Below are 13,855 nucleotides of genomic sequence, written 5' to 3'. Positions count from 1 at the left end.
CGCGGGGCGGGGCTGGGGCGACGTCGGCCACGCTTGCACCAGGGACGCCCCGAAGGATTGGGAAGGGGCGCCAAGGGTCCGCACGCGACACGTCCCGCATGGCGACAGAGGCGGCGTCCCGGGCAGCCCCACCGACGCCATGCCCCGGGGCGGACCCAGGGGCCTGTCGGGGGACCGTGGCGGGTGGCGGGCCGGCGAAGCGCGGGGACGGTGGCCGCCCCCCATGCCGGACCGCCGCGAACCGCGCCGCAGGCCCGGCGGACCGATCCGGTCCATGGCCTGGCAGCGTGGAAGCGCCGTAATCCTCCGCCGGCAGCGGGCGCCGCCGGGGCAATGCACCATAAGGGAGGGGTTCGGCTTCCACAAGGCTGACGCAGCGGTGATCCGGACCACCATCGCGCCGCATCGCCCATGTTTTGGTCATAACGGCGCCCTACAAGGCGGCAATGCCTGGCGATGCGGCTTCACCCGGCATGGGGCAGGGGCTAGATAGGGGCCGCAACGCTGGGGGGCGTGGCACGGATGACCGAGGGGGATGGCCGGTTGCGGCTGGGGCGGCGCGGGCTGATCGCCGGCGCCGCGGGACTGATGCTGCCCGGCCTCGCCGAGGCGGCGGCGGCGCAGGCGCGACTCAGCGCAGCGCAGGGCGAGACGCGGGTCAGCCTGCCGATCGGGCCGGGGATCGCCTGGCGCGTTTCCGCCACGCTGCGCCCGGCGCGGCTGGTGATCGAGCTGCCGAACCAGCGCTGGCGCGGCCCGAACCGGCTGCCCGGCGCCGGCATCGTCGCCGAGCTGCGGCGCGAGGGCAGCGGCGGCACGCAGACGGTGATCCTGGCTCTGGCCGGGCCCGTGGCGCCGCCGCAGGTGGCGGCCGCGCGCGGGGAGCTCGTCATCCGGCTGCGGCCGGGGCCGGCGGAGGAGTTCGCCCGGCTTGCCCATGGCCGGCCATTCGCCACCGCGGCCCTGCCGCCGCGCGGCACCCTGCCGCTGGTCATGCTCGATGCCGGCCATGGCGGGCGGGACCCGGGGACGATCGGCAGCCAGGGCACGCATGAGAAGCGCATCACCCTGGCCGCGGCGCTGGAGCTCAAGCGGCAGCTGGAGGCTGCCGGCCGCTGCCGCGTGGCGCTGACCCGCGGGCGCGACGTCTTCATCCCGCTCGGCGACCGGGTGGAGATGGCCAGGCGGCGGGAGGCGGCGCTGTTCCTCTCGCTCCATGCCGACAGCGCGCCGGGGGCGCGGGGGGCGAGCGTCTACACCCTCTCCGAGACCGCGACGGACAGCCTGGCGGCCGGCCTCGCCCGGCGGGAGAACCAGGCGGACCGCAATGGCGGCCTTCGCCTGCCGAGCGTCCCGCCCGAGGTGCAGCGCATCCTGCTCAGCCTGATCCGGCAGGAGACGCGCTCCGGCTCCGAGCGCATGGCGCGGCTCGTCGTGGATTCGCTCGAGGACCGGGTGGCGCTGCTGCCGAACACCCACCGGCGGGCCGGCTTCGTCGTGCTGAAGGCGCCCGACGTCCCGGCGGCGCTGGTGGAGATGGGCTTCCTCTCCAATCCGCAGGACGAGGCGGCGCTGAACCGGGCGGCGCACCGGGCCAAGGTCGCCTCGGCGCTGGCGGAGGCGGTCCATGGCTTCCTCGGCGCGCCGGGCGCGGTGGCGGCGGCCGGCTGAGGCCGCCCGCACATCTCCGTGGTGCCGGCGGGAGGTGCCCCTATATCTCGCCTGGTTGCGTGGCCGCCCGCTCCGCGACGCTGTATTGGGACCGCCATGTCGCCGCCTGATTACCGCCCCGAGCCGACCCTTGACATCGCGCCGCCGCCCCCGCCGCCGCGCGACCCGCCGCCCAAGGCGAAGCGCCGGCGGCGGACGCCCTTCCGCGGCGTCTTCGGCGGGCTGCTGATGCTGCTGGCCATAGGTCTCGCGGGCGGGGCGGTGGCGGGCTACGGGCTCTACCGCCAGGTGGCCGCCGACCTGCCGGACTACCGCTGGCTGGCCGACTACCAGCCGCCGCAGATGTCGCGCATCTATGCCGCCGACAGCCGGCTACTGGCCGAGCTCGCCACCGAACGCCGCGTCTTCATCCCCATCGAGGCGATCCCGCGCAAGCTCCAGGCCGCCTTCGTCAGCGCGGAGGACCAGCGCTTCTGGGAGCACCATGGCGTCGACCCCATCGGCATCCTGCGCTCGGTGCTGACGGCGGTCGAGAATTACGGCAGCGGGCGGCGGCTCGGCGGCGCCTCGACCATCACCCAGCAGGTGGCGAAGAACATGCTGGTCGGCGCCGACCGGACGCTGACGCGCAAGCTGCGCGAGGCGATCCTCGCCATCCGCATCGAGGAGACGCTGCCGAAGGACCGCATCCTCGAGCTCTACCTGAACGAGATCTTCCTCGGCTACCAGGCCTATGGCGTGGCGGCGGCGGCGCAGGCCTATTTCAACAAGGGGCTGGACGAGCTGACGCTGGGCGAGACCGCCTTCCTCGCCGTGCTGCCGAAGGCGCCGAACAACTACAACCCCATGCGCTTCCCCGAGGCCGCTCGCGCCCGCCGCGACTGGGTGCTGGACCGCATGGCCGAGGACCATGCCATCAGCCCCGCCGAGGCAGCGGCGGCCAAGGCCGAGCCCATCGTCCCCCGCCCGATGCGGCGGCCGGAGGTGCTGCCGGTCGGGCAATACTTCACCGAGGACGTGCGGCGCGAGCTCTCGACGCGCTTCGGGCCGGAGCAGACGACGACGGGCGGCCTCGTCGTCCGCACCAGCCTCGACCCCGCCTTGCAGGCGGCGACCGAGGGCGCGCTCCGCACCGGGCTGCTCGGCTATGACCGGCGGCGCGGCGGCTTCCGCGGGCCGGTGGCCAGGATCTCGGCCAATGCCACGGAATGGCTGCCGGCGCTGGAGGCCACCCAGCGGCCGGGCGGCGCCATGCCGGAATGGAAGCTCGCCGTGGCGCTCGAGGTCCGGGACCGCGAGGCGAAGCTCGGCTGGATCGAGCGGCCCGACCCGCGCGGGCCGGCGCAGCCGCGCACCGCCGCCCTGCCGCTCGAGGAGGCGGCCTGGGCGCGGCGGGCGCTCGGCGAGGGGCGGCTCGGCCCTGCGCCGCGGCGGATGCAGGAGGTGCTGGCGCCGGGCGATGTCGTCCTGGTCGAGCTGCAGCCGGCGCAGGTCGCGCAGGGCCGCGTCCCGGCGCGGCCGGAGCGGCTCTCGCTGCGGCAGATCCCGCAGGTGGAGGGCGCCATCGTCGCCCTCGACCCGGCGACCGGGCGCGTGCTGGCCATGGCCGGCGGCTGGTCCTTTGAGAAGAGCCAGTTCAACCGCGCCACCCAGGCGCAGCGGCAGCCCGGCTCCTCCTTCAAGCCCTTCGTCTACCTGCCGGCGCTGGAGGCGGGCATCCCGCCGACGCAGCGCTTCCTCGACGCGCCGATCGAGATCAACACGCCGCAGGGCATCTGGCGGCCGGGCAATTACGGCGACACGGTGAGCAACGGCTATGTCTCCATCCGCACCGCGCTCGAGAAGTCGCTGAACCTCGTCACCATCCGGGTGGCGCAGGAGGTCGGCATGGACAAGGTGGCGGAGACGGCGGCGCGCTTCGGCGTCATCCCCAACATGCCGCGCTACCTGGCGATGTCGCTCGGCTCGGGCGAGACGACGGTGCTGCGCATGGCCGCCGGCTACGCCGCCTTCGCCAATGGCGGGCGCGAGGTGACGCCGACGCTGATCGACAGCGTGCAGGACCAGCGCGGGCGGGTGATCTGGCGCAGCGACACCCGCGCTTGCGCGGGTTGCACGGCCTCGGGCCCGCAGGCGGGACCGCCGGAGCTGGCCGACAACCGCCGCCAGATCACCGACCCGATCGCGGCCTACCAGATGGTCAACCTGCTGACCGGCGTGGTGCAGCGCGGCACGGGCACGGCGGCGGGCAAGGGCCTGAACCGGCCGATCGCCGGAAAGACCGGTACGACCAACGACTATGTCGACAACTGGTTCGTCGGCTTCACGCCGGACATCGTGGTCGCCGTCTGGATGGGGTTCGATGAGCCGCGGACGCTCGGCAACGGCGAGACCGGCGGCGGCAATGCGGCGCCGATCTTCCATGACGTGCTGGAGGCGGCGCTGCGCGGCAGCCCGGCCGTGCCCTTCCGCACGCCGCCGGGCGTGGCGCTGGTGCGGGTGCAGGCGGATGGCGGGTCGATCACCGAGGCCTTCCGGCCGGGCACCGAGAATGCCGCCCGGCCGCCGGAGGAGGATCCAGCACGGGGCACCGCCGTCGGCCTGGACCGGGGCCTGGGGGGGCTGTACTAGAACGGCCCCCGTTCGCCTCGGCTCACGGAGGCCGCTTCAAGCTCAGCGCCGCCTGCTCACGCTCCGAACTGCAGCGTCGCCAGGCGCCCGTAGAGGCCGCCTTCCTGCACCAGAGCCGCATGCGTGCCGCTGGCGACGATCCGCCCGCCCTCCAGCACCACGATCCGGTCCGCCTGCCGCACCGTCGCCAGCCGGTGCGCGACGACCAGCGTCGTCCGCCCCCGCGCCAGCCGCTCCAGCGCCTGCTGCACCGCGCGCTCGGACTCCGCATCCAGCGCGCTCGTCGCCTCGTCCAGCAGCAGCACCGAGGGGTCGCGCAGGATGGCGCGGGCGATGGCGACGCGCTGCCGTTGCCCGCCGGACAGCGTCACCCCCCGGGTGCCGAGATGCGTGTCCAGCCCCTCCGGCAGCGCCTCGAGGAAGTCCGCGGCCGCCGCCCGCATCGCCGCCTCGATCTCCGCATCCGAGGCGTCCGGGCGCCCGAAGCGGATATTCTCCCGCGCCGTCGTGCTGAAGATCACCGGGTCCTGCGGCACCAGCCCGAGCCGCCCGCGCAGCGCCGCCGGGTCGAGCCGCGCGATGTCGGCGCCCTCCAGCCGGATGCGCCCCGATTGCGGGTCGTAGAAGCGCAGCAGCAGCTGCAGGACGGTGGTCTTGCCCGCCCCCGAGGGCCCGACCAGCGCCACCGTCTCCCCCGGCTCCACCTGGAGCGAGAAACGGTCGAGCGCCGCCCGGTCCTGTCGCGTCGGATAGCGGAACACGACCTCCTCGAAGGCGATCCGTCCGCGCGGCGGCGGCAGCAGCAGAGGCGCCGCCGGCGCGGTGACGGCGGGCCGTTCCGCCAGCACCTCCAGCAGCCGTTCCGCCGCACCGGCTGCGCGCTGCACCTCGCCCCAGACCTCGCTGAGGCTCGCCCCGGAGGTCGCCAGCATCACCGCATAAAGCACGAAGGCCGAGAGCTCGCCCCCGGTCATCCGCCCGGCGATCACGTCCTGCCCGCCGACCCAGAGCGCGAAGGTGACGGCGCCGAAGCCGAGCAGGATGACGACCAGAATCAGCAGCGCCCGCGTCCCGATCCGCCGCAGCGCCGCGCCGACCGAGTCCTCCACCTGCACCGCATAGCGCGCCCGGTCGACTGGCTCGTGGGTGAAGGCCTGCACGGCCCGCAGCCCGTTCAGCACCTCCTCCGCCGTGTGGCCGAGATCGGCGACACGCTCCTGGGCAGTCCGGGAAAGCCGCCGCTCCCGCCGCCCGAAGCCGATCATCGGCAGCACCACCATCGGCACGACGACGGCGATGATCCCGGCCAGCTTCGGGCTCGTCACCAGCAGCATGGCGAAGGCGCCCGCGCCGGTGAGGATGTTGCGGATGCCTTGCGAGATGGCGGAGCCCGTCAGCGACTGCAGCAGCGCGATATCGGCGGTGAGCCGCGACAGGATGTCGCCCGTCCGCGCCCGCTCGTAATAGGCTGGCGAGAGCGTCAGCAGGTGCTCGAAGACGCGGCGCCGCAGATCGGCCGCCACCCGCTCCCCGAGCCAGGACATGAGGAAGAACCGTCCGCAGGTCGCCGTCGCCAGCGCCGCGACCAGGCCGAACAGCACCAGCGCCGTCCGGTCGAGCGCCGCGCCGCTGCCGGCCGAGAACCCCTCGTCGACGAGGTGCCGCAGCCCCTGCCCCAGCCCGAGCGTCAGCCCCGCCGCCGCGACCAGCGCCAGCCCGGCCAGCGCCACCCGCCCCCAATAGGGCCGCAGATAGGGCAGCAGCAAGCCGAGCGAGGCGAGGCTGGCACGCGTGGCCGCCATCTACAGGCCGTCCCCGGATGCCCCTCCCCGGCCCTGCCTTGAAAGGCAGGACCGAGGCCCGCAGCGCAGGGTCCCGTCGTGGGGAGGGATCAAAGGATGTAGCGGCTGAGGTCGGCGCTGCCCGCGAGCGGGGCCACCTTGTCCCGCACATAGGCCGCATCCACCGGCACCTGCTCCCCGGGCCGGTCGCTGGCACTGAAGGAGATCTCCTCCAGCAGCCGCTCCATCACCGTCGCCAGGCGCCGCGCGCCGATGTTCTCGACCTTGGCATTGATGTCGGTGGCGAGGTCGGCGATCGCCTCCACCGCATCCGCGGTGATGTCGAGCGCCACGCCCTCCGTCCCGAGCAGCGCCGTGTACTGCTTGATGAGCGAATGCTCCGGCTCCGTCAGGATGCGCCGCATGTCGTCCCGCGTCAGCGCGCCGAGCTCGACGCGGATCGGCAGCCGCCCCTGCAGCTCCGGCAACAGGTCGGAGGGCTTGGACAGGTGGAAGGCGCCCGAGGCGATGAAGAGGATGTGGTCCGTCTTCACCGGCCCGTGCTTGGTGGTCACGGTGGTGCCCTCGATCAGCGGCAGCAGGTCGCGCTGCACGCCCTCGCGCGAGACGTCGCCGCCGCCGCGCACGCCGCCCTCGCCGCTGCTGCGCGCCACCTTGTCGATCTCGTCGAGGAAGACGATGCCGTTGTTCTCGGCATTGGCGATGGCCTCCCGCGTCAGCGCCTCCTGGTCGACGAGCTTGTCCGCCTCGTCCTTGATGAGCGCGGCGCGCGCCTCGGCCACCGTCATCTTCCGCGGCTTGGTCCTGCCGCCGAACATCTTGCCGAGCATCTCCTGCATGTTCTGCATCTGGATGCCCTGGGCGCCCGGCAGGTCGATCATGCCGATCGGCATGCCGTTGCCCTGGTCGGCGACCTGAACCTCCACCTCGCGGGTCTCGAGCTGGCCCTCGCGCAGCATGCGGCGGAACTTCATCCGCGTCTCGCCCGAGGCGCCCTCACCGACGAGGGCCGTCACCAGCCGCTCCTCGGCGCCCAGCTCGGCCTTGGCCTGCACGCCGCGGCGGGACTGCTCCCGCGTCTGGGTGATGGAGACCTCGATGAGGTCGCGGATGATGCTGTCCACGTCGCGGCCGACATAGCCGACCTCGGTGAACTTGGTCGCCTCGACCTTGAGGAAGGGCGCGTTGGCGAGCCTGGCCAGCCGCCGCGCGATCTCCGTCTTGCCGCAGCCGGTGGGCCCGATCATCAGGATGTTCTTCGGCACCACCTCTTCCCGCATGGCATCGGGCAGCTGCTGCCGCCGCCAGCGGTTGCGCAGCGCGATGGCGACCGCGCGTTTCGCATCATTCTGCCCGATGATGTAGCGATCGAGCTCTGAGACGATCTCGCGCGGCGAGAGGTTGACGGTTTCCGTGCTCATCTCAGGCCGCTTCCAGGGTTTCGACGACGATGTTGCCGTTGGTGTAGACGCAGATGTCGCCCGCGATCGTCATCGCGCGGCGGACGATGTCCTCGGCCGAGAGCCCCTCGACCGGCAGCAGGGCGCGGGCCGCGGCGAGGGCGAAATTGCCGCCCGAGCCGATGCCGATCACGGCATCCTCCGGCTCCAGCACGTCGCCCTGGCCGGTCAGCAGCAGGCTGCGCTTGGCATCCGCGACGGACAGCAAGGCCTCCAGCCGGCGCAGGTAGCGGTCGCTCCGCCAGTCCTTGGCAAGCTCGACGCAGGCGCGCTCCAGCTGGTCGGGGAAGCGCTCCAGCTTCGCCTCCAGCCGCTCGAGCAGGGTGAAGGCATCGGCCGTGGCGCCGGCGAAACCGGCGAGCACCCGCCCGCTGGCGATCCGGCGGACCTTCCGCGCATTGCCCTTGACGACGGTCTGCCCGAGCGAGACCTGCCCGTCGCCCGCCATGGCGACAAGGCCGCCCTTGCGGACCGAGAGGATGGTGGTGCCGTGCCAGCCGACGAGGTCGGGCGCGGCATGGGGGGAATGATTCGACATAGCCGCCGATGTGGCCCTTTGCCGCGCCCGGGGCAACTACCCCCGCCGGTTGGCGGGGGTAGAACCTTCCTCCGCCACAACCTCCCCATTTCCCCCCGGGCCCGCATCCGCTATGCCCGCGTCCATGTCTGCTCCTCGCACCGCCGTCATCACCCGCAGCACGGCCGAGACCGCCATCACTGTCCGCCTCGCGCTGGACGGCACCGGCCAGGTCCGCGCCGCGACCGGCATCGGCTTCCTCGACCACATGCTGACGGCTCTCGGCCGGCATGCGCTGTTCGACCTCGAGGTGGAGGCCAAGGGCGACCTGCATGTCGACTTCCACCACACGACGGAGGATGTCGGCATCGTCATCGGCCAGGCGCTCCGCCAGGCCTTGGGCGACAAGCGTGGCATCCGCCGCTACGGCCAGGCCCTGCTGCCGATGGACGAGGCCCTGGCCGAGGCCGCGGTCGACATCTCCGGCCGGCCCTTCCTCGCCTGGAGCGTGCCCTTCGCCCGCGACAAGATCGGGGAGATGGACACGGAATTGTTCGAGGAGTTCTTCCGCGCTCTCGCCTTTAACGCCGGCATCACCCTGCATGTCACCTTGAAGGCCGGTACCAACGCGCACCATGTCGCCGAGGCCTGCTTCAAGGCGCTGGCCCGGTCGCTGCGGATGGCCGTGGAGACCGACCCGCGCTCGCCGGACGCCATCCCCTCCACCAAGGGGGTCCTGGAGGCCTGATGCGCGTGTGGACCGTCCATGCCCTTCCGGAAGGTCGCCCCGCGACGCTGGAGGCCCGGCTGCCCGCCCTGGTGCCGGAGCGCTTCGCCTGGCTCGCCTTCCTCCTCGGCTTGCCCTGGCTGCTGGCGTACCGACTCTGGCTGGAATCGGTGATCTACCTGGCCACGATGGCCCTTCTGCTCGCCCTCGCCCCGGCCTGGATGCTCTCGCCGCTCGGCCTCGCCCTGCACCTGCTGCTCGGCTTCCATGCGGAGGACCTGCGCCGCGCGGCGCTCGGCCGCCGCGGCTGGCGCCAGGCGGGCGTCGTGGCCGAGCGCGATGCCGACCTCGCCCTGCTGCGCGCACTGGACGCCCGGGCATGAGGGTCGCCGTCATCGACCCGGGCTCGGGCAACCTCGCCTCCGTGCTCCGCGCCCTCGACCGCGCGGCGGAGATGGCGGGCGAGACGGTGGAAGCCGCAATCACCCGCGACGCCGCCGAGGCCGCGGCGGCCGACCGCCTCATCCTCCCCGGCCAGGGCGCCTTCGCCGCCTGCATGCGCGGCCTGCAATCCCTCCCCGGCATGGTGGAGGTGCTGGAGGAGCGCGTCCGCGGCCGGGGCGTGCCCCTGCTCGGCATCTGCGTCGGCATGCAGATCATGGTCGAGCGCGGCCTCGAGCACGGCACGACCCCCGGTCTCGGCTGGATCGCCGGCGAGATGGCGCCGATGGACCCCAAGGGTGCCGACGGCGCCCCCCTCCCGCTGCCGCAGATGGGCTGGAACACCCTCGCCTTCACCCCCGGCGGGCACCCCCTGCTGGACGGCATCCGCCCCGGCGAGCATGCCTATTTCGTCCATTCCTACGCCCTGCGCGGCGCCGGGGAGGACGAGGTCGCCGCCACCACCGACTATGGCGGCCCGGTCGTCGCCATCGTCGCCCGCGGCAATGTCGCCGGCACGCAATTCCATGTGGAGAAGAGCGCGGCCGTCGGCCTCCGCATCCTCGCCAACTTCCTCCGGTGGGAGCCATGAGCGGGACGATCGCCGAGCTCCGGGTCGACCGCGTCACCGAGCTGGACGACCACGACATCGCCGAGCTCTGCGAGGCGACGGACGCCGCCATCATCGAGGGCGGCGGCTTCGGCTGGGTGGAGCCGCAGGGCCGCGCCGCGCTGGAGCGCCATTTCCGCGGCGTCCTCCTGGTGCCGGAGCGGGAGCTTTTCGTGGCGCGCCTCGACGGCATGGTGGTCGGCAGCGCCCAGCTCGTCCGCCCGCACCGCAACAACGAGGCGCAGGCCTTCTCCGCCCATCTCACCCACGCCTATATCGCCCCCTATGGCCGCGGCCATGGCCTGGCGCGCCTGCTGATCCAGAAGGTCGAGGAACGCGCCGCGGCACTCGGCCACCGCGTCCTCAACCTCGACGTGCGGGAAACGCAGCAGACCGCGATCGCCCTGTTCCAGGCGCTCGGCTACGTGCTTTGGGGTAGCCACCCGGTCTATGCCAGGGTGCGGGGCCAGACGGTCGCAGGGCAATACTACTACAAGCTGCTGGAGCCCGGCCGCGGCCGCCGCACGGAACACATGGTGCCATAACCGATGGGCCTCACCCTCTACCCCGCGATCGACCTCAAGGCCGGCCAGGTGGTGCGGCTGAAGCGCGGCGACATGCGCGAGGCGACGGTCTATTCCGCCGACCCGGCCGCCCAGGCCAGGCTCTTTGCCGCCGCCGGCTTCCGCTGGCTGCATGTGGTCGACCTCGACGGCGCCTTCGCCGGCCGCCCGGCCAATGCCGCGGCGGTGCAATCCATCCTCGCTGCCAGCCCCGGCCTGCCGGTGCAGCTCGGCGGCGGAATCCGCAGCATGAACTCGGTCGAGGCCTGGCTGGACCAGGGGGTGAAGCGCATCATCCTCGGCTCCGCGGCGCTGAAGGATCCGCATTTCGCCCTCGCCGCCTGCCGCGCCTGGCCGGGCCAGATCGCCGTCGGCATCGATGCCCGCGGCGGCATGGTGGCGACCGAAGGCTGGGCCGACATCAGCACCATGCCGGCGCAGGAACTCGCGCTGCGCTTCGAGGATGCCGGGGCGGCGGCCATCATCTACACCGACATCGACCGCGACGGGATGCTCGGCGGCGTGAACCTGGAGGCGACGCTCGCCCTGGCGCGGGCCGTGCGCGTCCCGGTCATCGCCTCCGGCGGCGTCGCCTCGCTGAACGACCTCGCCGCGCTGACGGCGGTTGCCGCCGAAGGGATCGAGGGCGTCATCATCGGCCGTGCCCTCTATGACGGGCGGATCGATGCGGCCAAGGCGCTGGCGCTGGTCTCCGACCCGGCCAGGGGGTAGCGCCGGCCGCTATCGGCCCGGTGCGCCATCAGGCCGGTGACGTGGTCGCGCCGCGGCTCCTGCCTGCCGAGGATGGTCATGATGGCCAGGCCAACGGCAGTGGCGGCCACCGGCGCCCGGATCGCCACGGCCCCCATCCGGAGGGGGCCGCGTCCGCTGAGGGCCCTTCGCATCGGACATGACGATCCTTCGCTCCCCGGTCATGAGGGAGGCCGAAGCGCGCGTCCGTCCCGTCTCCCGCGCCGGCGGCAGCGAGAGCTGGGGTCCATCCAGGCCTGCAATGCGCCTCGCAGGCATTGATGGACCACACCTCCCACCGGGCGGGCCGCTCGCGCGGCCCGCCAGGGTCAGGCGGCTGAGGTAAACTCCCTGGAGGTGCAATCACCCGATGGGAGTTCGCCCGGCCGAACACCGGGCTGCAGCGGCCTCCGCGAGCCAAGGCGAACGAAGGCCGCCCCGGCTTGCCCCTCGGGTCAGAGGTACCAGTGCCCGGTCGCCTCGAAGTTCTCGGTGACGTGGGCAGCGATGGCATTCCAGTCGACCACGTCGTTCGGGTTGAGCCCGAGGTCGCTCACGGCCGCGAGCACATCGGCCGCCGGGGCCACGCCGTTCAGCTCGCCGGAGGCAACGGGCAGGACCAGCTTGTAGCCGTCCGTCCCGTCGACCTCGCCGGGCGTCCCCGCGCCCTGGTTGGCGTTGGTGGTGAGGCCATGGATGACGATCTCCTTGGCCTCGAGCGGCGTGATGCCGTCGAAGATCGCACTCGCGTTCGGGTCGTCGGCCGCGAAGGTGAAGACCTCGTGGTAGCTGAGCATGCCGTCGGCGCCGACCGTCGGGAACATCGCCTCGTCGGTGTGGTCGTGGCCATCCATGCCATGGTCGTGGGCGGAGTTCTCGGGGTTCAGCGTGAGGTTGAGCTGGATCGGACCGTAGGTGGCGAGGCCCTCGGCCAGTTCCACGAAGCCGTCCCCGTCGCTGTCCTGGGCGATGGTGGGCGACCTGGCATCGGTGTCGTCGGCGAAGCCGTGGATGTGCTGGATGTGCATCGGGCCCGGCTCCAGGCCGCTGGCCTGGATGTCGACGGTCAGGGTGCGGGCATCCTGGTCGATCAGCAGGACAGCCCGGCCGTCGACGCCCGAGTTGTTCAGCGCCGTCAGGTCGGTCGAGTAGAGCAGCTTGCCGTCCTGGACGTAGGTATCGTGTGCCATGTCTTCCTCCTGGGCCGTATGGACCCAACTGCCCTACCAGGCAGGAACCAGGCCGGATGCGGAACAGCACGCAAAATAAAAAGCGTCAGGAGATTGCCTTACGACCTGGGGGCGCACTCAGCAGCCATGCGCAATAAGTACGCCTTGCTGAATATTACTTGTGATAGAAACTCATCTGCATCGGCGATGGGGTTTGTTCACAGTGCTCATCGCCCAGGGAACCCCACGACAGCGGCGGTCCGCCGAGCGATGCAGCATAGCCAAGAGCGCCTGGAAGGACTCACTGGGCGCTGCCGGTGGAAGGCCCAGGACGGCGAACTCATCCGGAAACCTGCCTGACCCGTCATCGGGGCCGGCGTCATCATGGGTGGCCGAACAGCCGCTCCTGGGCGCGGCGCTGGACGCTGTAGCACTCGCAGGATGCGGCCTCGAGGCCGGGCCGGTCGGTGATGGCGATGCGCCCGCTGGCATAGCGGATCAGGCGCGCCTTCTGGAGCGCGCCGGCGGCCACGGTGACGCCGGCGCGGCGCACCGCCAGCATCATGCCGAGCATCTCGTGGGTGATCGAGAAGGCGTCGCCTTCGACCCGGTCATGCGCCATGAGGAGCCAGCGAGCGAGCCGACGGTCGGTGTGGTGCCGCCCGTTGCACGCTGCCGTGCGCGCCACCTGCCCATGGTGGACCAGGGCATACCGGTTCAGCAGGCGCCGCAGCGACGGCAAGCCGTCCAACGCCTCCCGGAATGCCGAGGTTGGCAGCCGCAGGGCCGAGCCGGGGACCTGGACGACGCCCTCCAGATCGTCGCGGCCATCGTCGAGCAGCAGCGGCAGCCCGACCAGGCCCTCCGGTCCGATCATGCCGACTTCGGCGGCGTCGCCATCCTCCAGGGTTGCCATCATCGAGACGATCCCGCTCTCGACGAAGTAGGCAGCCGGCATCGGCTGTTCCGGAGCCTGCAGGCCATTCCGGAAGTGCAGCTCGACCTGCTCCAGCTGCGGCCAGAGCTGGGCCAACTCCTTCGGCGGCAAGGCCTGGAGAAGACGGTTGCGCGGGTTGGGCGCCGCCGCCGCTGCTGAAGTGGACATCACGCACAGCTCCTCGCGGGACAGGCAGGGGCAGCCGCCTCTCTTCCCGTGGGTCCGCCCGCAGCGATGCGGGCGGTTGCGGCTACCCTGCGCCCTCGCACCCCGAGCGTCTACACAAGCCGATACGGCCCGCCAGGCCGGCCCTCGGGAAGACCTGGGCCGGCGCCGCCGCAGCGGTCCTGTCGGGCCTTGCGAAGCAACCCCGCGCCGTTGCAGGCCATGGCAGGGCAGGACGGCGGCGCATGGCCTTGGCGACGCCGGGCCGATCCGTCGAGGGGCGGCGGTTCGCCGCCAAGGCGATCCCCGGGCGTCGGGTGGCACCGCATCGTCCGGCGGGCTGCCACGGCCTCGAACTCATGCCGGCCGACGGTAGCCGGAGCTCCCGCCAGGCCGATACCATGGGCACCCG

General features: G+C 72.4%; 12 protein-coding genes. 7 read left to right on the top strand and 5 right to left on the bottom strand.

What is annotated here, in order from left to right; translation table 11 throughout:
- Positions 1-522: 522 nt before the first annotated feature.
- A complete protein-coding gene (locus tag AC5JJ1_RS11350; protein WP_495785232.1) occupies positions 523-1,671 on the top strand; it encodes an N-acetylmuramoyl-L-alanine amidase family protein in 1,149 nt (382 codons plus the stop codon).
- Between the two features lie 96 nt (positions 1,672-1,767).
- Positions 1,768-4,302 carry a penicillin-binding protein 1A gene (locus tag AC5JJ1_RS11345; RefSeq protein ID WP_495785231.1) on the top strand — a complete coding sequence of 845 codons (2,535 nt, stop codon included), beginning with the start codon at positions 1,768-1,770 and terminating at the stop codon, positions 4,300-4,302.
- 56 nt (positions 4,303-4,358) lie between these two features.
- Here the strand turns inward: AC5JJ1_RS11345 and AC5JJ1_RS11340 are convergent, their stop codons facing one another.
- From AC5JJ1_RS11340 to hslV, 3 genes are all read right to left on the bottom strand, one after another.
- Positions 4,359-6,104 (bottom strand): ABC transporter transmembrane domain-containing protein, encoded by a 1,746-nt coding sequence (locus AC5JJ1_RS11340; protein WP_495785230.1) that lies wholly within the window; start codon positions 6,102-6,104, stop codon positions 4,359-4,361.
- A gap of 89 nt (positions 6,105-6,193) precedes the next feature.
- A complete protein-coding gene (gene hslU, locus AC5JJ1_RS11335) occupies positions 6,194-7,525 on the bottom strand; it encodes an ATP-dependent protease ATPase subunit HslU (RefSeq protein WP_495785229.1) in 1,332 nt (443 codons plus the stop codon).
- 1 nt (position 7,526) lies between these two features.
- A complete protein-coding gene (gene hslV / locus AC5JJ1_RS11330; RefSeq protein ID WP_495785228.1) occupies positions 7,527-8,102 on the bottom strand; it encodes an ATP-dependent protease subunit HslV in 576 nt (191 codons plus the stop codon).
- A gap of 124 nt (positions 8,103-8,226) precedes the next feature.
- Here hslV and hisB point away from each other — a divergent pair, with 124 nt between their 5' ends.
- Genes hisB through hisA form a run of 5 tightly spaced genes read left to right on the top strand, consistent with a single transcriptional unit; the run spans position 8,227 to position 11,154 of the window.
- Complete coding sequence (hisB, locus tag AC5JJ1_RS11325) at positions 8,227-8,829, top strand: imidazoleglycerol-phosphate dehydratase HisB (protein ID WP_495785227.1); 603 nt, start codon at positions 8,227-8,229, stop codon at positions 8,827-8,829.
- Positions 8,829-9,191, top strand: coding sequence for a hypothetical protein (locus AC5JJ1_RS11320; protein WP_495785226.1), 363 nt, complete (start codon positions 8,829-8,831; stop codon positions 9,189-9,191). The genes hisB and AC5JJ1_RS11320 overlap by 1 nt, the downstream gene beginning before the upstream one ends.
- Positions 9,188-9,841: an imidazole glycerol phosphate synthase subunit HisH gene (gene hisH / locus AC5JJ1_RS11315; protein ID WP_495785225.1), complete on the top strand. Its 654-nt coding sequence runs from the start codon at positions 9,188-9,190 to the stop codon at positions 9,839-9,841. The genes AC5JJ1_RS11320 and hisH overlap by 4 nt, the downstream gene beginning before the upstream one ends.
- Positions 9,838-10,404, top strand: a complete 567-nt coding sequence (locus AC5JJ1_RS11310) for a GNAT family N-acetyltransferase (protein ID WP_495785224.1) — start codon at positions 9,838-9,840, stop codon at positions 10,402-10,404. The genes hisH and AC5JJ1_RS11310 overlap by 4 nt, the downstream gene beginning before the upstream one ends.
- 3 nt (positions 10,405-10,407) lie before the next feature.
- Positions 10,408-11,154 carry a 1-(5-phosphoribosyl)-5-[(5-phosphoribosylamino)methylideneamino]imidazole-4-carboxamide isomerase gene (gene hisA, locus AC5JJ1_RS11305; RefSeq protein ID WP_495785223.1) on the top strand — a complete coding sequence of 249 codons (747 nt, stop codon included), beginning with the start codon at positions 10,408-10,410 and terminating at the stop codon, positions 11,152-11,154.
- Between the two features lie 473 nt (positions 11,155-11,627).
- Here the strand turns inward: hisA and AC5JJ1_RS11300 are convergent, their stop codons facing one another.
- Together AC5JJ1_RS11300 and AC5JJ1_RS11295 are read right to left on the bottom strand one after the other, a co-directional pair.
- Positions 11,628-12,362, bottom strand: coding sequence for a CHRD domain-containing protein (locus tag AC5JJ1_RS11300; RefSeq protein WP_495785222.1), 735 nt, complete (start codon positions 12,360-12,362; stop codon positions 11,628-11,630).
- Positions 12,363-12,723: 361 nt separating this feature from the next.
- Complete coding sequence (locus AC5JJ1_RS11295) at positions 12,724-13,446, bottom strand: Crp/Fnr family transcriptional regulator (protein WP_495785221.1); 723 nt, start codon at positions 13,444-13,446, stop codon at positions 12,724-12,726.
- Positions 13,447-13,855 lie beyond the last annotated feature (409 nt).

The sequence above is a fragment of the Belnapia sp. genome, from assembly GCF_059504005.1.
This window is presented reverse-complemented; position numbering and strand designations above follow the sequence as displayed.